General features: G+C 68.4%; 15 protein-coding genes. 4 read left to right on the forward strand and 11 right to left on the reverse strand.

The window, feature by feature from the left end:
• Positions 1 to 8 precede the first annotated feature (8 nt).
• The 5 genes from PAM7066_RS07545 to PAM7066_RS07565 are packed head-to-tail and all read right to left on the reverse strand — an operon-like array spanning position 9 to position 6400.
• On the reverse strand, positions 9 to 1103 hold the full coding sequence (locus PAM7066_RS07545; protein ID WP_085853533.1) for a CgeB family protein: 1095 nt from the start codon (positions 1101 to 1103) through the stop codon (positions 9 to 11).
• Positions 1100 to 2212 carry a CgeB family protein gene (locus tag PAM7066_RS07550; RefSeq protein WP_085853534.1) on the reverse strand — a complete coding sequence of 371 codons (1113 nt, stop codon included), beginning with the start codon at positions 2210 to 2212 and terminating at the stop codon, positions 1100 to 1102. The genes PAM7066_RS07545 and PAM7066_RS07550 overlap by 4 nt, the downstream gene beginning before the upstream one ends.
• Positions 2209 to 3297 (reverse strand): glycosyltransferase, encoded by a 1089-nt coding sequence (locus PAM7066_RS07555; protein WP_085853535.1) that lies wholly within the window; start codon positions 3295 to 3297, stop codon positions 2209 to 2211. Before PAM7066_RS07555 ends, PAM7066_RS07550 begins: the two co-directional genes overlap by 4 nt.
• On the reverse strand, positions 3294 to 5288 hold the full coding sequence (locus PAM7066_RS07560) for an NAD-dependent epimerase/dehydratase family protein (RefSeq protein ID WP_085853536.1): 1995 nt from the start codon (positions 5286 to 5288) through the stop codon (positions 3294 to 3296). The genes PAM7066_RS07555 and PAM7066_RS07560 overlap by 4 nt, the downstream gene beginning before the upstream one ends.
• A complete protein-coding gene (locus tag PAM7066_RS07565; RefSeq protein ID WP_085853537.1) occupies positions 5285 to 6400 on the reverse strand; it encodes an NAD-dependent epimerase/dehydratase family protein in 1116 nt (371 codons plus the stop codon). The genes PAM7066_RS07560 and PAM7066_RS07565 overlap by 4 nt, the downstream gene beginning before the upstream one ends.
• A 225-nt stretch (positions 6401 to 6625) precedes the next feature.
• On the opposite strand from PAM7066_RS07565, the gene PAM7066_RS07570 reads away from it, so the two are divergent.
• The 3 genes from PAM7066_RS07570 to PAM7066_RS07580 all read left to right on the forward strand — a co-directional run bounded on the left by PAM7066_RS07570 (position 6626) and on the right by PAM7066_RS07580 (position 9556).
• Positions 6626 to 7648: an MDR/zinc-dependent alcohol dehydrogenase-like family protein gene (locus tag PAM7066_RS07570; RefSeq protein ID WP_085853538.1), complete on the forward strand. Its 1023-nt coding sequence runs from the start codon at positions 6626 to 6628 to the stop codon at positions 7646 to 7648.
• Complete coding sequence (locus PAM7066_RS07575; RefSeq protein WP_085853539.1) at positions 7645 to 8679, forward strand: Gfo/Idh/MocA family protein; 1035 nt, start codon at positions 7645 to 7647, stop codon at positions 8677 to 8679. Before PAM7066_RS07570 ends, PAM7066_RS07575 begins: the two co-directional genes overlap by 4 nt.
• Before the next feature lie 73 nt (positions 8680 to 8752).
• Complete coding sequence (locus PAM7066_RS07580) at positions 8753 to 9556, forward strand: hypothetical protein (protein ID WP_085853540.1); 804 nt, start codon at positions 8753 to 8755, stop codon at positions 9554 to 9556.
• A 46-nt stretch (positions 9557 to 9602) separates the two neighbouring features.
• Here the strand turns inward: PAM7066_RS07580 and PAM7066_RS07585 are convergent, their stop codons facing one another.
• The 6 genes from PAM7066_RS07585 to PAM7066_RS07610 form a co-directional block, all read right to left on the reverse strand.
• Positions 9603 to 10364 carry a glutaredoxin family protein gene (locus tag PAM7066_RS07585; RefSeq protein WP_085853541.1) on the reverse strand — a complete coding sequence of 254 codons (762 nt, stop codon included), beginning with the start codon at positions 10362 to 10364 and terminating at the stop codon, positions 9603 to 9605.
• Between the two features lie 28 nt (positions 10365 to 10392).
• Positions 10393 to 11256 carry a DUF305 domain-containing protein gene (locus PAM7066_RS07590; protein WP_085853542.1) on the reverse strand — a complete coding sequence of 288 codons (864 nt, stop codon included), beginning with the start codon at positions 11254 to 11256 and terminating at the stop codon, positions 10393 to 10395.
• A gap of 157 nt (positions 11257 to 11413) precedes the next feature.
• Positions 11414 to 13651, reverse strand: a complete 2238-nt coding sequence (locus PAM7066_RS07595) for a TRAP transporter permease (protein WP_085853543.1) — start codon at positions 13649 to 13651, stop codon at positions 11414 to 11416.
• Positions 13652 to 13724: 73 nt separating this feature from the next.
• Positions 13725 to 14726 (reverse strand): TAXI family TRAP transporter solute-binding subunit, encoded by a 1002-nt coding sequence (locus tag PAM7066_RS07600; protein WP_085853544.1) that lies wholly within the window; start codon positions 14724 to 14726, stop codon positions 13725 to 13727.
• A gap of 222 nt (positions 14727 to 14948) precedes the next feature.
• Positions 14949 to 16280 (reverse strand): sigma-54-dependent transcriptional regulator, encoded by a 1332-nt coding sequence (locus PAM7066_RS07605; protein ID WP_085853545.1) that lies wholly within the window; start codon positions 16278 to 16280, stop codon positions 14949 to 14951.
• On the reverse strand, positions 16277 to 18100 hold the full coding sequence (locus PAM7066_RS07610) for a sensor histidine kinase (protein ID WP_085853546.1): 1824 nt from the start codon (positions 18098 to 18100) through the stop codon (positions 16277 to 16279). Before PAM7066_RS07610 ends, PAM7066_RS07605 begins: the two co-directional genes overlap by 4 nt.
• A gap of 208 nt (positions 18101 to 18308) precedes the next feature.
• Here PAM7066_RS07610 and PAM7066_RS07615 point away from each other — a divergent pair, with 208 nt between their 5' ends.
• On the forward strand, positions 18309 to 19121 hold the full coding sequence (locus PAM7066_RS07615) for a sulfite exporter TauE/SafE family protein (RefSeq protein ID WP_085853547.1): 813 nt from the start codon (positions 18309 to 18311) through the stop codon (positions 19119 to 19121).
• Positions 19122 to 19162 lie beyond the last annotated feature (41 nt).

Raw genomic sequence — 19162 nt, forward strand, 5'->3', positions numbered from 1 at the left:
CGGCCGGCTCATGCGGGCGCCTCCGCACCCCGAACCCTTTCGCCCAGCAGCGCGTCGAGCTGGCGGGCCCGGTGGGCATAGGTGTGCTCGGACAGGATGCGGGCGCGGGCGCGCTCGCCGATGGCCTCGTCCCGGCCGGGGGGCAGCGCGCGCAGGCAGTCGGTGACGTCCTGCCCGTCGCGGGCCACGAGCACCTCTTCGCCGGGCTTCAGGAACAGCTCGATCCCCTCCCAATAGTCGGTCATCAGGCAGGCGCCGGCGCCGGCGGCCTCGAAGACGCGGGTGGCGGGCGAGAACCCGATCGCGGCCATGGACTCGCGGGCGATGTTCAGCACGACCCGCGGCGTGACGTTGAAGGCGTTGTGGTCGGCGGTGCGGACATGGCCAAGGCAGCGCACGTTCTCGGGCACGGCCCCCGCATCCCAGCCCGAGCCGCCCAGCAGGAAGCTGAGCGACGGGAGCTCTCGCGCGGGCGCGAAGAAGAACTGGTCCACCCGCGCCTCGCGGTCGGGCAGGCGGTTGCCGAGGAACGCGAGGTCGCAGTCGAAGCGCGGATCTGGCGGCACCGGGTGGTGGGTCGAGGCATCCAGCGCATTGTAGATCGGCACACATTCCCGCGCGCCCAATCCGCGATAGGCGTCGATCACCGGGTCGCCGCCGCCATAGGTCAGCACCAGGTCGATCTGGTCCGGCAGCATCCGCCGCAGCACGTCGTCGGGGTTGGCCTGCATCGCCGCCAGCGTGGCCGGCGCATCGACATCCCAGAAGATCTTGAGCGCACCCGGCGCGGCATTCGCCATCACCTCGCGCAGCAGCACGTCGTCCTCGAAGCCGACTCCGCTGGCCTTGACCACCACGTCGGCCTTCGCCGCCTCGGCCGCGACGCGCTTCAGCGCCTCGGGGGTGCCCTCGTAGACCACGACGTCGCACCAGTCGGGCGGGTCGATGTCGCGGTTGGCCTGACGGTCGTATACGTCGGGCTCGTAGAAGGTGATGTGGTGCCCGTGCGCGGCGAGGGCCTGGATGATGCCCCGATAATAGGTCGCGGCCCCGTTCCAGTAGCTCGACAACAGGCTCGATCCGTAGAAGGCGATGCGGGTCATTGGCCGGGCTCCATCTCGTGTGTGGTCACGCCGAGGCGCGTCAGCACCTCGAGCAGTTCGTCGCCCCGGTGGCCGCAGGTGTGGCGGGCGTGAATCGTCTCGAGGCCCCGCTCGGCCTGTTCGCGTGCCGCGTCGGGGTCCGAGAGCAGCTCGCGCAGGTGGGCGGTCATCTCGTCGCCGTTGGCGGCGAAGCGGAAGTCGCCGGGGCGGAACAGTCCTTCGGCGTCGTTCCAGGGGGCGCTGACCAGCGGGATGCCGCAGGCGAGCGCCTCGAAGGGGCGGATGGTGGGGATGCCGGGCAGGCTTTCGACATAGGGCCGGCGGGGGACATGCACCGTCACCCGGTGCCGGGCGAAGGCCTTCGGCACATCGGCGTTGGCGATGCTGCCGCCATAGGTGATGCCCGCCTCGGACAGCCGCTTCAGCGCGTGATTCGGATAGCGAACGCCGTGGATCAGGGTCCTTAGGCCCAGCTTCTCGGCAGGGCCGACGAGGAACGTCTCGAGCTCTTCGCTGCGCTCGTCGTCGCCCCAGTTGCCGACCCAGATCAGGTCGCCCTCGGGCGCGGTCTCGGGGTGCGGGTGGAAGATGCTGGTATCGGCGGCCTCGTGCCAGGTGAAGACCTGCCGCCCCCAGCCCGCCGCGAGGTAGGTTTCGCGCAGCGTCTCGCCGAAGGCCAGCACGCCGTCATAGCCCGACAGGTCCATTCCGCCGATCTCGCCCTCGGCACTGACGGCGCGGTGGTGCGTGTCATGGAACAGCAGCGTGAAGCGCGCGCCTTGTGCCCGTGCTTGCCCCAGCCGCGCGACCAGCGCCGGGTCCGTCCATTCGTGCACGACCACCACGTCGGCAGTCGTAAGCGCCGCCTCGTGGTCGAAGCAGTCGGCGTAGATCTCGTAGCTCAGGTCGGGGAAGGCGCGCTCGAAATCGGCTATGGCGCCGGGGCCGCGATCGGCGATCAGGTTCTCGCGGCTCCACGAGCCCTCGGGTTCCATCGCGTGGGTCTGGTGGCCGCGCGCCTGCAGCGCGCGCATGACGCCGCGCAGGAAGTGGGCGTTCCCGTGGTTCCAGTCCGAAGCCAATGAGTGGGTGTAGAAAACGAACCTCATGCAGTTCCCTCTGTCGTCAAGTTCCGTGCGCGGACCCGGTCGTGGATCACCGCCATCGCCTGCGCCTGCGCTGCGGCGGAATATCGCCCTGCCCGCTCCTCTGCCGCCTGGCCGAGCGCATCGCGGCGAGCGTCGGCGGCGGCGAGATCGTTCAGCACGCCTGCCAGCGCATCGGCGTCGCGCGGGGGGAAGAAGACCGCGGCCCCGTCCCAAAGCTCGCGGAAGGTGGGGATGTCGGCCAGCACCAGCGGCACGCCGGCGCGCGCCGCCTCAAGCACCGCCAGTCCGAACGGTTCGTAGATCGAGGGCGAGACGAAGATGCCCGCCCCCGCGATGAGCTTCGCCGCCACGTCGTGGTCCAGTTGCCCGCGATGGTCGGCCGAACGGATGTCGATCTGCGCCCCGTTCGGCCCCCGATCCGCGCCCAGCATCAGCACCGGCCAGTCGCAATTCCGCGCCGCCTGGTCGAGCGTCGCGCCGCCCTTGCTCTCGTCCCACCAGCGCCCGGCGGCAACGATGGTGCGCGACCGTTCCACCCGTGTGACAGCGCCGCTGCTGGCGTTGTGCACGACGTCCACCTCCAGCCCGCCGTACAGCCGCTCTATCGCCGCCGCGTGGCTGGCCGAGGGCGCGGTCACCACGTCCGCCCGCGCCAGCCCGGCGGCGGTCAGGTCGTGGATCCAGCGCATGTCCTGCGGGACGGGCTCGCCTCGCACGGCCTCGAACCAGCTGGCGAGGCAGGAGTGCGAGACGGCCACCACCGGCACCCCCTCGGGGATCTCGGCGGCGAGGCTGGGCAGGTTGCACTGGATCACGCCAGCGCCGCGACGGGCGGCGACCTCTGCCAGCCAGCGCCCGGCGCCCGCAACCTCGTCCGGCCCCTGCGCCATCCAGTCGAGCGCCTGCGTGCCCCAGTCGAGAGGCCCGAGCGCCTCGGCCTCGACGCGCTGCGCCTCCGTGGGCTTGGGGCCGAAGCCGGCGAAGCAGACCGGGCGGCCGAGCTGCCTCAGGCCCGCCGCAAGGTCGATGGCATAACGCCAAACCCCACCCACCGCGTCCAGCGTGATGAGGACGGGTGCCGTCATGCCGGGATCCGCTGACGCTCGGGCAGGCGAGAGCTGTTCTGCGACAGCCAATCGGCGAGGTTGCGCAGCCCGTCGCGCCAGCCGACCTGCGCGTGCCACCCGCTCGCGGCCTCCAGCGCGCGGGTATCGGCGACGAACCACGGCTGGTCGCCCTGGCGCCAATCCTCGAAGGTGACGTCGATGCTGCGGCCGGTGATCGACTCGATCTCGCGTAGCACCTGGATCAGGCTGACCGTGTTGGACGGCCCGCCGCCCAGGTTGAAGGCCCGGCCCGACAGCACGTCGATCTTGCCGAGCACCTCGCGGTAGGCTCGCACCGCGTCCGACACGTCGAGCACGTCGCGCACCTGCCGCCCCGTCCCGAAGACCGTGATCGGCCGTCCGGCAAGCGCCTGGATCAGGAAATGCGCCACCCAGCCCTGATCCTCGGTGCCGAACTGGCGCGGACCGTAGATGCAGCTCATCCGCAGGACCGCGGCGGGCAGGCCGTAGCTTTTCGCGTAGTCGAGGACGTACTGGTCCGCGACCCCCTTTGAGCACCCGTAAGGCGTGCAGAAATCCAGCGGCCGCCCCTCGCCCACGCCATGCGCGCGCATCTCTTCATCCATGGGGGCGCAGGCGTCGTTGGTGTCGGCGACCTCCAGATCGGCCAGCGCGCCGTAGACCTTGTTGGTCGAGGCGAAGACCACCGGCACCTTGCGGCCCGTCGCGCGGATCGCCTCGAGCACGTTGAGCGTGCCGCGCGCGTTCACGTCGAAATCGGCCACGGGCGACACCAGCGAGGTCGTCACCGCCGTCTGCGCCGCCATGTGCAGCACCGCGTCGGCGTCGCGCACCGCCTCGCGCAGCGCCAGTTCGTCGCGCAGGTCGGCGGGGACGGCGTGAAGGCGCGGGCCGTGACGCTCGGCCAACCAGTGCAGGTTCCGTTCAACGCCCGGCCGGCTGAGGTTGTCGATGACCACGACGTCGCGCCCCTCGGCAAGGAAGCTCTCGGCCAGGTTACAGCCGATGAAGCCCGCACCGCCGGTGATGGCGATCGGACGGGCCTGCTTTGCCACCGCGGGCGCCGCCAGCCGCGCCACCTCGCGCACCTGGCCCGGGCCGCCGGCCTCGAGCAGCCGCGCCAGCAGCTTGGGCGTGCCGTCCGCCTCGACCGCGCCGAGGTGATAGTGGCGGGGGTCGAACCAATGCCCCTCCTGCACCGCGACCTCCTCGGGCAGGTCGCGCCAGGCGTACCAGTACAAACGGTCGGCACCTGCATCGAGTGCGCCGAGGAACCGCCGCGCCTGCTCCATGTCGTCGCGGCGCCAGGTGGAATAACCGGTCTCGGTGATCCAGATCTTGCAGTCCGGGTTCCAGCGGTCGAGGATCTCGCGCATCTCGGCCAGGTGCGTGTCCCAGCCGTTCCACGAGCCTTCCTCGCTGTCCCACGTGCCGGGAAAGCCGTGAATACCGGCGGCGTCGACCTCGTTCAACACGCCGCGCTCGCCCATCAGGTTCAGCCAATAGGCGTCGAACGGGGCCGGGCCGCCTAGAACCGGCTTCCAGCCGCGCTTCTTCACCCAGTGGGCCGCGTTCCCGACCATCTCGCAGAAGAGGTCGCATTCCGGGTCTTCGCGCCAGTCCCAGTCCAGGAGGTTGTTGGGCTCGTTCCACAGCTCGACATGTTCGAAATGCTCGCCATGCCGGGTCAGCACCATGTCGAGGAAATCCGCGAAGTCCTTCAGCACCTTCGGCGCCCCCGAGCTGCGCCCCGTGCGCGACAGCGAAGGCGGCGTGTAGTGCACGCAGGGCAGCAGCTCGATGTCGCGGGCCAGCCGCGGAAGCAGCCAGTCGTACCACTCCTGCCCACCGGGCGCGTGGTACTCGGCCCAACTCAGATGCGTGCGGAGGTAAGTCGCGCCCGAGGCCAGCAGCTTCGGCAGCACCTCTTCGACCCTGTCGTACTCGCCGGGGCGAAACCACTCGACGAAACCGAATTCATCGCTCACGACACCAGACCCCGCGCCTCGAGCTGGCGCCGCATCTCGTCACCGCGATCCTTCTTGCCGGTGTCGGGCGCGTTGCGCACCCACTCGACGAAGGGTCCCAGGCTGTCCTCGAGCCGCTGCTCGGGCGCAAAGCCCAGCAGGTCCTGCGCCTTGCTGATATCCGCGAAGCAGTTGCGGATGTCGCCCGAGCGGAACTTGCCCAGCACTTCCGGCCCAAGCTCGGGGCAGCCCATCGCCTCGGCCAGCAACTCGGCCACTTGGACGACGGTATAAGAGTTGCCCGAGCCGACATTGATGACGTGCCCCGCGGCTTCGTCATGCTCGAGCGCCAGCGCGAAGGCGCGGGCGACGTCGTTGACGTGCACGAAATCGCGCTTCTGCTGGCCGTCTTCGAAGATGGTGGGGCGCTGTCCGGCCGCGAGGCGCGAGGCGAAATTGGCCAGAACGCCCGTGTAGGGATTCGACAGCGCCTGCCCCGCACCGAACACGTTGAAGAGGCGCAGCGCCGTGGTCGGGACGTTGTAGGCCTCGCCGAAGATCAGGCAGGCCTGTTCCTGCTGGTACTTGGTCAGGGCGTAGATCGAGGCGAGATCGACCCGCTTGTCCTCGGTGGTCGGGCGCGGCGTCAGCGCGGCGCCATCGGGGCCCTGCGGCTCCCACTTCCCTTCCTTCAGGTCCGCGGTGCGTCGGCGCACCCTCTCGTGCAGCTGGCCGTCTGCATCGGCATAATAGCCCTCGCCGTAGACGCTCATCGACGAGGCGACGACGAGGCGGCGAACCGGATCGGCGGCGATCGCCTCGAGCAGGACGGCGGTTCCCAGGTCGTTGGCGCTGACGTAGCGGGCGATCTCGTACATCGACTGGCCGACGCCGACTTCGGCCGCGAGGTGCACGACCTCGTCCACGCCCTTCAGCGCGGCGCGCAGCGTGTCGATGTCGCGCATGTCACCCTTGACCACCTCCGCCTCGGCTGGCGGTTCGGCAGCGGCATCGCCGTGCACTTGTTCGATCATCGCATCGTACAGGATCACCTTGCGGCCACGCGAAAGCAGCTCGGCAGCGACCTGCCGCCCGATGAAACCGCACCCGCCCGTCACCAGCGTTTTGACCATGGTTCCCGTCCCTCGACTCTTATCCATCTTTCGAGCCAAAGTAGCCGGAATAAGCAAAGGTTCCCGATAATCCCTTGCATTTCAGTCTTCCCCGGGCGGCAGCAGCATCATCAGAGACATCCGCAGCTTCTTCCGGAACGGATCAAATGCTCGTGAGTTGGCCGTGTCCACCACGCGCGACGAGCGGTGACGGGCGCCCGCGCCCGCCGCCACCAAGGAGAAACGATGTCAGAAATCAGCAGTACCGCCACCGCCCTCCGGCCCGATCCCGCCGCCGCACCTGTCAAGGCGGCACAGGTGGTGGCGCCCGGGCAGATCGAGATGGTCGAGGCGACCCTCCCCCGCCCCGGCGCCGGCCAGATCCGCGTACGGATCGAGGGCTGCGGCGTCTGCGCCTCGAACCTCGAACCGTGGGCGGGCCCGGAGTGGCAGGAGTTTCCGATGGAGCCAGGCGTGATGGGCCACGAGGCCTGGGGCGTGGTCGAGGCGCTTGGGGACGGGGTCAGCGGTCTGCGTGAAGGCCAGCGGATCGCATGGTCCGGCAACCACGGATATGCCAGCCACGAGATCGTCGCCGCCGAAACCACGTTGCCCCTGCCCGACGCACTGGCGGGCCGGCCCGTGCCGGCCGAGCCCCTGGGCTGCGCGATGAACATCTTCCGCCGTGCACAGATCACCTCGGGCCAGACCGTCGCGATCATCGGCATCGGGTTCATCGGTGCCGCGCTGACCGCCCTTGCCGCGCAAGCCGGCGCGCGGGTCATCGCGATCTCGCGGCGGCAGGAGTCGCTGGATCTCGCCCGCCGGATGGGCGCCGCCGACACGATCCCGATGGAGGACCATTGGGAGATCATGCGCGAACTCGGACGGCTGACCGAGGACCGGCTGGCCGACGTGGTGATCGAGGCGGTCGGCCTGCAATGGCCGCTCGACCTGGCGGGGGAACTGGTGCGCGAGGGTGGCCGGCTGGTCATCGCCGGCTACCACCAGAACGGCCCGCGCCAGGTGAACATGCAGATGTGGAACTGGAAGGGCATCGACATCGTCAGCGCGCATGAGCGCAACCCCGAGGTGCAGCTGCGCGGCATGCGTGACGGAATCGCGGCGGCGGCCGACGGGCGGCTCGACCTCGATGCGCTGATCACCCATCGCTACCCGCTGTCGCAGCTGGACCAGGCGCTCGACGCCACCCGCGATAAGCCGGGGGGCTTCGTGAAGGCCTGGGTCGCGCCGGAGGACGCGGCATGAGCGACACCTTGACCCTGAACACCGCCACGACCCGCCGCCCCCGCCTCGCCTTCCTCGGCCTCGGCTGGATCGGCCGGAACCGAATGGAAGCCATCGCGGCCGAGGAAATCGCCGAGATCGTCGCCGTCTCGGACCCTTCGGCCGAGGCCATGAACGAGGCGGCGAGCGTCGCCTCCGACGCGGAACGCTGCGACGGGCTTGAGGAACTGCTGGCGACGAAGCCCGATGGGGTGGTGATCGCATCGCCCTCGGCCCTTCACGCCGAACAGACCATCGCCGCGCTGAACGCCGGCGCGGCCGTGTTCTGCCAGAAGCCGCTGGGCCGGACCGAGGCCGAGGCCCGCGCCTGTATCGACGCCGCCCGCGCCGCCGACCTGCTGCTGGCCGCCGATCTCAGCTACCGCCACGCCGCCGCCTTCCTCGCCCTGCGCGAGGCCGTCGAGGCAGGCGAGCTGGGGCCGGTCCACGCGCTCGACCTGACGTTCCACAACGCCTACGGCCCCGACAAACCGTGGTTCCGCGACCGGGCGCTGTCGGGCGGGGGCTGCCTGATCGACCTCGGCGCGCATCTTCTGGACATGGCGGCCTGGGCCCTGGGGTCGCACGATCTTCGCTGCACCTCGGCGCATCTCTATGCCGGCGGACAGCGCCTAACGGGTGATGCCGTCGCCGACGCGGTCGAGGACTATGCCGCCGCCACGCTGGAAACGCCCGAGGGTGGCGTGATCCGCATCGCCTGCTCGTGGAACCTGCCCGCCGGCCGCGACGCGGTGATCGGCGTCGATGCCTTCGGCACGCAAGGCGGCTTCTCTGTCCGTAACGAGAACGGCAGCTTCTACGACTTCTCGGCCCATCGGCACCACGGCACCCAAAGCGAGCAGCGCGTCGCCCCGCCCGACGCCTGGGGCGGCCGGGCCGCCGCGCACTGGGCGCGCCGGCTGGCCGAGGGCGAGCGCTTCGACCCGGATTGCGAAAGCCTTGCAGAGCTCGCCGCTGCCATCGACGCTGTCTACGCTCGGGCCGCCACCTGAAGGAGCAGGAGCATCGGTTGACCCTTCGGGCCTCGTTGCACACCTTGCGCGGCATCGAACAAGGGGGCTTGCGATGAACGAGCGAGAGATTCAGGTTCTGGGCATGTCCCGAAGCGGCAACCATGCCGTCTGCAACTGGATTTTCGCCCAGGCGGACGAGCCGAAGCTCCTGCTCAACTGCGCGGAGGGCAAGACCGACCCCTTCGCGACCTGTCGCCCGTTTTCGACCGGCGAGCCGGGCTGGCGCGGGGTGCCGGACCCCGGTACGGCCCCGGAACCGGGGGCACGCAGGGCGCTCGTGATGCACAGCTACGAAGACAGCTGGTTCGCGCACGCCTTCAGCCGCGAACTCGAGACGCACCACGACGCATGGCTGGGGGCGTCACGGCGCAGGGTGCGGCTTCTGATCCTGCGCGACCCTTACAACCTGTTCGCCAGCCGGCTGAAGATGGGCGCAGCACTGTCCACGCATGTCTCGCGGACGATGTGGAAGCAGCACGCACGCGAGGCCCTGGGCGACACGCGCAGGGTCGAGGACAAGGTCGTCGTCCTGTACAACCGCTGGGCCACTCAGAAGGACTACCGGCGCGACCTTGCTGCGCGGCTGGGCCTGACCTTCACGGACGCAGGCGCCAGCGATGTTCCGCAGACCATGGGCGGAAGCTCGTTCGATGGGACGGCCTTCGACGGTCGCGCGGCCGAGATGGCGACCCGGGATCGATGGAGGGCCTACGCCCATGACCCGATCTACCGGGCGATCTTCGACCCCGAGATGGTGTCTCTTGCGACGCGGCTCTTCGGGCCGCCACCGGCCGGCCTCGACTTGCCGCGCACGGACGTCGGGACGGAAGCCGTGGCAAGCGGTGCAGGCTGGTAGCACCACTCATCGGGATCAGCGGAACACCTGATGCACGGCCGGACGATCAGCCCAGCCAAAACATTCGGATCGGCATCCAGAGACCCATCGCGATCATCATCAGGTTCTCCGTCAAGGAAACGAAACCCAGGGGCACGTTGCTCGACCCGCCGACGCATGCGCATTTGAGCTCGCGCTTGTCGATGTAGACCGCCTTGAAGACCGACACCGCGCCGACCGTCCCGATGAAAAGCGCGACGGGGGCCGCGATCCAGATCAGGGCGCCCGCGATCATCAGGATGCCGGCAAAAGCCTCGCCGAACGGGTAGACGTAGCCGTAGCGCACCCAGCGGCGGGCCAGCAGGTCATAGTTCAGGAACATGGTCGAGAAGCTCTCGACGTCCTGCAGCTTCTGGATCGCGAGGATGCACATGCTGATCGCGATGAACCATTCGAAGGCACGGAGCGTGAACGGATTGCCGAAGACGTACCAGCTGACGGCCAGCGCCATGAGGAAGGCCACCGAGAAGATCGCGATGACGGGCTGATAGCTCGTCTCGTCCTCGGATTTGACCTCTTTTCCGAAATGCGCGCGCAGGTCGTCGTAGCCGCCGATCCGGTCGCCGTCGATGAAGGTCTGCGGGGTCGTGTCGACGCCGTGCTCGGTCTTGAAGGCGTCGGTCTCTTCGCGCGTGGTCAGGTGGTGATCGTCGACCCTGAATCCGTTGCGCTCGAGCAGATCCTTGGACTTGAGCCCGTAGGGACAAATGTGACTGGGCATCACCATCCGGTAGAGACTTGCAGTCTTTGCGTTCTGATCCAGGGCCATCTGTCCTCCTTTCGGAATCGCGTGATCCTCAGGCAGCCTCGCAGCCGTAGAAGCCGCGGTAGCCGACGGTCAGCCCTTGCTCGAGCTCGAAGATCAGCTCGGCTTCCTGCCGCCAGTCCTCCTCGTCTTCGCCAAGCGCATCGACGCGGATCGTGGTGCCGGGGGCCGTGAACCGAATGGCGCCGTCCTGTTCGCCAGCCGCCTCGAGGTCGACGAGCACTCCGTTCAGCTTCATCGCGGCCGCCTCGCCATCCTCTGCGATCCAGAGGATCGGGTCGTCCTCGGGGCTGCGGTTGAAGGCGCATCGCAGATTGTCCCCGAGCACCTGGTCGGCCTCGGATGCCGGCAGCGGCGCCAGGTCGAGTTCGCTGATGAGCGTGTTGGACAGCGCGTCCTCGATCGTCCCGGGCTCGGCGGGGGGATCCTGGTAGATGCTCTCGACGGTATCGCCGGCCGTGACCTCGGCGATCAGGTAGCGCATCTCGGCGATCTCGCGCCGTTGCGCCGCGATGATCTCGTGGGCGAGCTTCTCGACGCGGGGGTCGCGGATCTGCGCGCGCTCGGACGTCATGATGGCGATCGAGTGGTGGGGGATCATCGCCCGCATGTAGCTCGGCCCCGAGACGGTAGCCTGGCTGCGGACCAGCCAAAGGAAAAGGCCGAACACCACGACCGCCCCCGCGAAGATCGCGATGTTGAGGCCCTTGTTCGAGTACATGCCAAGCATGAAGGCCAGCATGATGACTGCCATCGTGGCCCCCATGACGATCGCCATGTAGGTGCGCGTCTCGGAATAGAAGACATGCTCCCACGCGTAGGTATTCAGATACATGAGAATGAACATCACCACCGTCGAGGTGAGGATCATGAGACCGAAGCGGATGTAGGACATGTTTCCTTCCTGCTGGTTCAGGCGCGCCGCGGGGTCGCTCCCCCGCCGTTACGTGTTTCCAACAGGATGCCGCTGTCGTTGTTCCGGGAAGAAATCTCAAACCCGCCGTTGCACCGGGCCGTCTCCCTTCCCGGATGACGGTTGCTTCAGTCGCCCCTCAGTCGGCTCCCCTCACGTCGAAAGTCATCGAGGGATCGGGCCGCAAGAACCGTTGGACGAGGTAGACGGCGGCCGCCAGCGCCACGCCGATGAGGTCGGTGGACCACCCGCCCTCGATCATGAAGAGCGCGGCGAGGATCAGCAGCACCCGGTTGAACCACACCGTGCGGCCCCCCAGAAACCAACCCTGCACGCCCGCGGACAGAAGGAACACGCCGATCGTTGCGGTGATGCCGGCGCGGATCACCTGTGCCCAGGTGCCGTCCATCAGAAGGGCGCCATTGTAGAAGAACATGAACGGCACGATGAAGGCGGCGATGCCGATCTTGAACGACGTGACCGACGTCGCCATCGGGTTGGCGCCCGAGATGCCCGCCGCGGCGTAGCTCGCCAGCGCCACGGGTGGCGTGATGGCCGAGAGAACCGCGAAGTAGAAGACGAAGAAGTGCGCGGTCAGCAGCGGAATCCCCAGCTGCACCAACCCCGGCGCCACGACCGAGGCCGCGACCGCGTAGGCGGCCGTCGTCGGCATCCCCATCCCCAGCAGGATCGCGATGCACATGGCGAAGAACAGCGCCAGAAGCTGCGACGTGTCGGCGATCCCCAGCAGCAGCGATGAAAACCGCGCGCCGACGCCGGTCAGGCTGATGACGCCCACGATGATGCCCGCGCAGGCACAGACCGCGATGATCTGGATCGACATGATGCCCGCGATCTCGAACGCCTGCCCCGTCTTGCGCAGACCCATGGGATAGGGCGTGACCCAGCTGACCACCGCCGCCGCGATCGTGGCAAGAGTGCCGGCGCGGATCACCGAATAGCCCATGAACAGCGCCACGATCAGCATGACGATTGGCAGGAACAGGTAGACCCGCTTGGCCATCTTCACGATGTTGGGGATCTCGTCCTTCGACATGCCGCGCATGCCGAGCTTTGCCGCCTCGAAATCCACCATGAAGTAGACCGAGACGAAGTAGAGCAGTGCCGGGATGACGGCGGCCAGGGCGATGTCGGTATAGGGGATGCCCGTGATCTCGGCCATGATGAAGGCGCCGGCGCCCATGATCGGCGGCATGATCTGCCCGCCGGTGGAGGCCGCGGCCTCGACCGCTCCGGCCGTCTGCTTCTTGTAGCCGACCTTCTTCATCAGCGGGATCGTCAGCGACCCGGTGGCGACGACGTTGCCGGCGGATGTCCCGTTGATCATCCCCATCAGGCCGGACGCGAAGATCGCGACCTTGGCGGGGCCCCCGCGCGAGCGGCCGGCGACGGCGAAGGCGAAGTTCACGAAGTAGTCGCCCACCTTCGAGGCCTGCAGGAACGCCGCGAAGATGATGAAGAGAATGATGTAGGTCGAGGACACGGCGGTGGTCGGGCCGAGGATGCCGGCATCCGTGTAGACCTGGCTGAAGAAGCGTTCCCACGTGACGGCCGGCGCGTTCAGGAAGCCCGGCAGGGTCGGGCCGATGAAGACGTAGGCAAGGAACACGACCGAGATGACGACGAGGGCCAGACCAGCCACCCGCCGCGTCATCTCCATGATCAGCACAGTACCGGCGACGGCGGCCATCGAGATGCCGATGGGCGCGAAGGGCGTCCCGGTCGAGTTGCGCATCAGCGTGCCGTAGATGGTGATGAGGTAGGCTGCGACGGTCACGGCGCAGACGGACAGCACGATGTCCGGCATCGCGAAGCCCGCGCGGTGGCGGCTGCTGAACCAGCCGACCACGATGCCCCCCACAGTGGCGAACCACAGTGGCGCGCCGAACAGCCAGATTTCGCGGAAGCGGATCGTCTCGTCGATGCCGTTCCACATCGTCCCGCCCGCGATCTGCATGGCGAACCAAATGGCGACGCCAAGAGAAAACAGCGCCGGGATCAGCAGGACCATCGCCACCCGTTCGAGCGCCGGCGTCTCGCGCCGCTCGCGCACGAAGCTCGAGGCCGCGAAAAGAAGGAAGCCGATGATCAGCGCGCCCGCGACGTGGACGATGCGGAAGTTCCACGTCTCCATCGGAAAGCTGGGCAGCAGCGGGAGTTCGATCCCGGTCCAGCGCTCGATCGACAGCCCGTTCAGGGCCGCCATGTGGAAGAAGGCGTAGAGGCCCGCGAAGACCGAGATCGTCGTCAGCCGCCAGCCTTCGAACAGCCGGCGATTGGCCTCGATCGGTTCCTCGTCGACGTCCTGGGCTACGACGACATCCTCGTCGGCCACTTGATCAGCGCGGTCACTCATTCCGGTTGCTCCACCCTCGGTCGCATGCGGTCAGGATGCCGGAGCCGCCCGAAAGCGGCCCCGGTCTATTGCTTCAGTTGCCGAAGACCATGTCTTCCGGGATGTCGGCGTCGGCGTTCTCGCGGAACCACTCGGCCGCGCCGGGATGCCACTTGAGGACCTTGTTCTTGTCCCAGTTCTCGGGCAGCGTTTCCTCGGCGGCCTGGTGGATGCCCACCATGCGCTCGTTGTCGGACATGACGATGTCGACCACCTCGTTCACGAAGCTGGCGGGCAAACCGCAATCGGCGATCGCGAAGTTCCACATCGCGACCGAGCGCGCGGGCTCTTCCAGCGTCTGGTAGGTGTCGGCCGGAATCTCGAAATCCGAAACCGGAAATTCTTCGGCGATCGTGGCCTGCTGCTCTTCGGTGAAGTCGATGATGTTGATGTCGGTCTGCACCTCGAGCTGGCTGACCGTCGGGATCGGCACGCCGGCGGCGAAGGCGATCACGTCGATCAGGCCGTCCTGAAGCTGACCGCCGAGGTCTTCCCAGCCGCCGTTGCGACGCTCGTAGTTCACCCCGAGCGTGTCCATCATCCGCGGGAAGTACGTGTCCGAGGTCGAACCTGCGGGCCCGAACCCGATGCGGCTGCCGTCGGGGATGTCCTCGATGCTCTCGATCCCGGACGAGGACAGCGTGGTGACGCTGAACGGCGTCTGGTACATCGGGAAGATGGCGCAGGCGTTGGTCATCTCGAGACCCGGCGCGATGGGGTTCTGGCCGGCGATGCTTTCGGCGGCCGGACCCATGGTCGTCAGGCCGAAGGCAGCGTCGCCGTTATGCACCAGCGCCATGTTCTGCATCGGCCCGCCGGTGACTTCGCCGCCGCCGGAAAGGCCAAGTTCCTCGCCCACGAGGTTCGCCCAGCCCGAGCCATAGGCGAAATAGGTGCCGCCCTGGCTGGCGGTGCCCACGGTGAAGCTGCTGGGCCAGTCCGAGCGGTCCGGTTCGTCCTGGGCCGAGGCCGGCAGGGCAAGGATCGCAAGCGCGGTGGCCCCGATGGTCGTGGCCGTGGCTACGCGGTTCTTCATGGATCTATCCTCCTCAATAAATCGGGTCGGCACGACGCGGGCATTTCGCCCGCGATCGGACCGATCCAGACACGAAGCACACACGACAGTCACGAGATATGCAACCGGCGCAAAGCGGACCTGCGCGTGGCGCCGGAAGAAAACGCGGCCGATGTCACCCGATCCTCCCCCGCGGGGCGGGACAGCGTGTGGATCTCCACCCACGTCGCCGCCCGGTCCCGATCAGCCGTCGGCCTCGAAATCCTCACGGTTGAGTCCGTGCTTCTGCATCTTCTCATAGAGTGTCTTTCGCCCCAGCCCGAGCGACTCGTAGGTCGCCTTCAGGCTTCCACCGTTGGCGGCAAGCGACGCGGCGATGGCCTCACGCTCGAATCTCTCGACCCGCTCGGCCAGTGTCAGGGGGGCGGCGTCGGGGGCCGGCGCGTCGTCGAGGCCCAGCAGGAACAGCTCGGCCGCGTTCCTGAGTTCGCGCATGTTGCCCGGCCAGTCCCGCGCGACGATCTGCATCAGCGTATCGGGATCTACGTCGGGGGCTTTGCGCTCGGACCGGCGCGCGGCCATGTCGAGAAAGGTCAGGAACAGGCGGGGCACATCCTCGGCCCGCTCGCGCAGCAGGGGCAAGCGCAACGTGACGGTGTTGATGCGATAGAGAAGATCGTCGCGAAAGCTTCCCTCGGCCACACGGTCCTCCAGGGGCACGCGGCTCGACGCAACGAAGCGCGCCTCGAGCGGGACGAGATCGCTCGCCCCGATCGGCTGGATCGCCCGATCCTCGATCACCCGCAGCAGCTTGGCCTGAACGGCCAGCGGCGCCGAGCTGATTTCATCGAGGAAGATCGTCCCGCCCCGCCCGTGCTCCAGCCGCCCGGTGCGCCCGCGCGGGGTGCCGGGAAGTGCGCCGGCGACATGGCCGAAGAGTTCCGCCTCGATCTGGTCGGGAGGCAGGGCGGCCAGGTTGATCGTCACGAAAGGCCGGTCGGCGCGGTCCGAGGTGAGGTGGATCGCGCGCGCGACGTGCTCCTTGCCGGTGCCGGTTTCGCCGACCACCAGCACGTCCAGGGCGCTCGCCGCGATGGTGCGAATTTTGCGCCGGATGTCGGTCATGGCGGCGCCCTGCCCCAGGATCAGCGCCTCGAGGGGATCGTCCGTCGCCTTCGTCTCGCGCAGGTCGCGCAACTCCAGGCACAACGCGCGCTTTTCCAGCGCACGCGCGATTGCGGAAGTCAGGCGTTCGGCGGCGAAGGGCTTCTCGATGAAGTCGTAGGCGCCCTTCCCCAGCGCCTCGACCGCAAGCGGCACGTCGCCGTGCCCGGTGATGAGGATCACCGGCAGGTCCGGGTCACGCGCCAGCGCCGCCTCGAGGAACGCTACCCCGTCCATGCGCGGCATCCGGATGTCGGACACGACGACGCCCCGGAACCCGGGCCCGATCCGTTCAAGCGCGCGGTCCGCCCGTGCCAGCGCCGTGACATCGAAGCCCTTCAGCTCCAGCGTCTGGGTCAGGGACTCGCGGATATCCTCGTCATCGTCGACGAGAAGGACCTCGCCGCTCATTCCGCCGCCACCGGCAGCCGTTCCGCGGCCTCGAGCGTGACGGTGAAGGCCGCCCCGCCTTCCGGGCGGTTGCGCGCCTCCATCGTGCCGCCAAAGTCCCGCACGATATTGTAGCAGATCGACAGGCCCAGCCCGAGGCCCTTCCCGACCTCCTTCGTCGTGAAGAATGGGTCGAAGATGTGCGGCAGGGCGTCTTCCGGAACGCCGGTGCCATTATCCGTCACCTCCATCGACACCTTTCCGCCTCGCGCGGCGATATGAATGGCGATGCGCGGCGGGCGACCCGGAGGCACCGCGTCGAGCGCGTTTCCGATCAGGTTCATCGCCACGTGCATGAGGCGCGTCGCGCCGCCCTGGACCAGAAGGCCCCTGTCGCCCGTGATCTCGATCCGCGCCTCGGACCGATCGACCCTCGCGGCGACGAGGGCGAGCGCCTCGGACAGCACCTGGTCCAGATCGACGGGGCCCACATCGTCCCCGGACCGACGCGCGAACCGGGTGAGTCGCTTGGACAGTTGCGCCATCTTCTCGGTCAGGCGCAGGACCCGACCGATATTCTCGGCCGCGCGGTCCCCCCGCCCGGCCTCGTAGAAGGCGGCGGCGTTCTCGGAATAGGTGCGGATCGCGGTCAGGGGCTGGTTGAACTCGTGGCTGAGCGCCGCCGACATCTGGCCGAGCGCGGCGAGTTTGCCTGCCTGGACCAGCTCGTTCTGGGTCTGGCGCAGCGTCTGTTCCGCCGCGCGCCGCTCGTCCACCTCGATCTCGAGCCGGGCGTTGGCTTCCGAAAGCGCGACCGTGCGCAGGGCCACGCGGCGTTCCAGCCGCAGCCGATCCCGCTCGCGATCGGCCAACCGCTGGATCAGCCGCTCGCGCCGCTGGAGCCCCAGCGCTGCAAGGGCCGCGATGGCGATCCCCGCCGCCACGATCGCGACGCCCATGGTCCAGAGCTGCTGGCGCACCGCTCCGACATCGTAAAGCAGGTGCAGGCGCCACGTCTCTCCGGTCAGGGCGCGGTCGGTTTGAAGGTAGGTACGCCGCGCCTCCGCCGGCCCTCGCACCGGCGCCGAGACCAGCGGCCAGTCGCCACCCGCGCCACGCATGTCCGATAGGGGCGCAGGGTCGAGCCGCGCCAGATCGTAGCGCCGGGTGCGGTCGATCAGGGCCTGGCGGTCCTCGGGGATCGGACGCAGGGTGGTCAGGCGGAACTCGGGCAGCGTCGAGAGGATGACCACCCCCGCATCGTCGCTGATGAAGATCGGGTGCGAGCTTTCGGCCAGAACACTCTCGAGCGCGGGGATCGACACCTTCACGACGATGACGCCGAGGATCGCCCCGTTCTGCCGGATCGGTGCCGAGAGGTAATAGCCCCGGAGGCCAGACGTGGTCCCGAGGCCGAAGAACCGGCCGTTTTCGCCCTGCATCGCGTCGCTGAAATAGGGGCGGAAGCCGAAATTCCGGCCGACGAAGCTGATGTCCGAGTCCCAGTTCGAAGCGGCCACCGTCGTTCCGTCCGCAGCCATCACGTAGGTGTCCGAGGTGCCGGCGATGCCATTCCACTCGGCCAGCTCGCGGCTCAGATCGTCCAGCGCGCCGGGGCGCGGATCGCCGGCCATGGCCGAGACGATGCGCGGGTCGCGGGCGTAAAGGCGCGGCAAGGCGCGGTAGCGGTCCAGCCAGTCGTCGATGGTCGCCTCGGCCTGGGACAGGAACGCCCCGGCATCCTCGCGGGCCTGGTCCACGACCAGGCCGGACAGGACGTGGAACGCCGCGCCCCCGGCAACGAGCAGCACCGCAAGCGCAAGCCCCATGGGCCGCGCCATCCCGCGCCGCCGACGCGTCAATGCTCCAGTGGCCACGGCAAGCCCTCCCCTCAGAAAATCATACCGCGCAAGCGGCGGCTCGGGAATGGCTTTCCCATCTGGCCGCGCAGCTTCCGCGCCGTCGTTCGCGCCTTGATCTGTCGGTGCCGAACGGGCACCACTCCCGGCACTGCCCGCACGCCGTCAACCGACACCAGAGGCCTGATCGATGGACCTGTTCATCCTGTTCACCATCCTCTCGGCCGCCGGCGCGGTCGCCGGCATCATCTCGGGCCTTCTGGGCGTCGGCGGCGGCATCATCCTGGTTCCGGCCTTCTACCACGTGTTCTCGGGCCTCGGCTACGAGCCCCCGCAGCTGATGCAGATCTGCGTGGCGACCTCGACCGGGACGATCATCGTCACGTCGCTGCGGTCCGTCACCAGTCACCACAAGCGCGGCGCGGTCAGCCTGGAGCTGATGCGCAAGTGGGGTCCCTTCATCGCCGTCGGTTCGGTCCTGGGCGTCCTTGCCGCGGCCAGCCTCAAGAGCCGCGAACTGCAGTTCATCTTCGGCGGCATCGGGGTCACGCTTGGTCTCTACATGCTGCTCGGCCGGCCGACCTGGCGGATCTCGGACACGCTGCCGGGGCGGCCGCTGGGGGCCGTCTATGGCGGCGGCATCGGGTTCTTCTCGGCGCTGATGGGGATCGGCGGCGGCAGCTTCACCGTGCCGCTTCTGACCGCCTACGGCGTGCCCTCGCACCGCGCGGTCGGCACCTCACCGGGCTTCGGCCTGTTCATCGCCGTGCCGGGGTTCCTGGCGTTCCTCGCCACGGGCTGGTCGGTCACCGGCAAGCCGCCCCTGACCGTCGGCTACGTCAACCTGCCGGCCGTGGCGCTGATCATGGTGACCTCTCTTCTGACAGTCCCGCTGGGCGTCGCGCTGGCCCACAGGCTGAGCGCGGCGCGCCTGCGGCTGGTCTTCGCGCTGACAGTCCTGCTTCTGGCGGGAAACATGCTGGTGAACGCCGTGGCGGGGTGAGCCACGAGGCGCTGGATCAGGCGACCGGTCGGACGTAGGAT

Origin of the sequence: Palleronia marisminoris (assembly GCF_900172315.1) — a bacterium.
Lineage (GTDB): Bacteria > Pseudomonadota > Alphaproteobacteria > Rhodobacterales > Rhodobacteraceae > Palleronia > Palleronia marisminoris.

Excerpts from the sequence above, each read along its gene's own strand:
- PAM7066_RS07545 (WP_085853533.1), bottom strand. The coding sequence starts at position 1,103 with ATGACCCGCATCGCCTTCTACGGATCGAGCCTGTTGTCGAGCTACTGG.
- PAM7066_RS07550 (WP_085853534.1), bottom strand. The coding sequence starts at position 2,212 with ATGAGGTTCGTTTTCTACACCCACTCATTGGCTTCGGACTGGAACCAC.
- PAM7066_RS07555 (WP_085853535.1), bottom strand. The coding sequence starts at position 3,297 with ATGACGGCACCCGTCCTCATCACGCTGGACGCGGTGGGTGGGGTTTGG.
- PAM7066_RS07565 (WP_085853537.1), bottom strand. The coding sequence starts at position 6,400 with ATGGTCAAAACGCTGGTGACGGGCGGGTGCGGTTTCATCGGGCGGCAG.
- PAM7066_RS07570 (WP_085853538.1), top strand. The coding sequence starts at position 6,626 with ATGTCAGAAATCAGCAGTACCGCCACCGCCCTCCGGCCCGATCCCGCC.
- PAM7066_RS07575 (WP_085853539.1), top strand. The coding sequence starts at position 7,645 with ATGAGCGACACCTTGACCCTGAACACCGCCACGACCCGCCGCCCCCGC.
- PAM7066_RS07580 (WP_085853540.1), top strand. The coding sequence starts at position 8,753 with ATGAACGAGCGAGAGATTCAGGTTCTGGGCATGTCCCGAAGCGGCAAC.
- PAM7066_RS07585 (WP_085853541.1), bottom strand. The coding sequence starts at position 10,364 with ATGGCCCTGGATCAGAACGCAAAGACTGCAAGTCTCTACCGGATGGTG.
- PAM7066_RS07590 (WP_085853542.1), bottom strand. The coding sequence starts at position 11,256 with ATGTCCTACATCCGCTTCGGTCTCATGATCCTCACCTCGACGGTGGTG.
- PAM7066_RS07595 (WP_085853543.1), bottom strand. The coding sequence starts at position 13,651 with ATGAGTGACCGCGCTGATCAAGTGGCCGACGAGGATGTCGTCGTAGCC.
- PAM7066_RS07600 (WP_085853544.1), bottom strand. The coding sequence starts at position 14,726 with ATGAAGAACCGCGTAGCCACGGCCACGACCATCGGGGCCACCGCGCTT.
- PAM7066_RS07605 (WP_085853545.1), bottom strand. The coding sequence starts at position 16,280 with ATGAGCGGCGAGGTCCTTCTCGTCGACGATGACGAGGATATCCGCGAG.
- PAM7066_RS07610 (WP_085853546.1), bottom strand. The coding sequence starts at position 18,100 with ATGGCGCGGCCCATGGGGCTTGCGCTTGCGGTGCTGCTCGTTGCCGGG.
- PAM7066_RS07615 (WP_085853547.1), top strand. The coding sequence starts at position 18,309 with ATGGACCTGTTCATCCTGTTCACCATCCTCTCGGCCGCCGGCGCGGTC.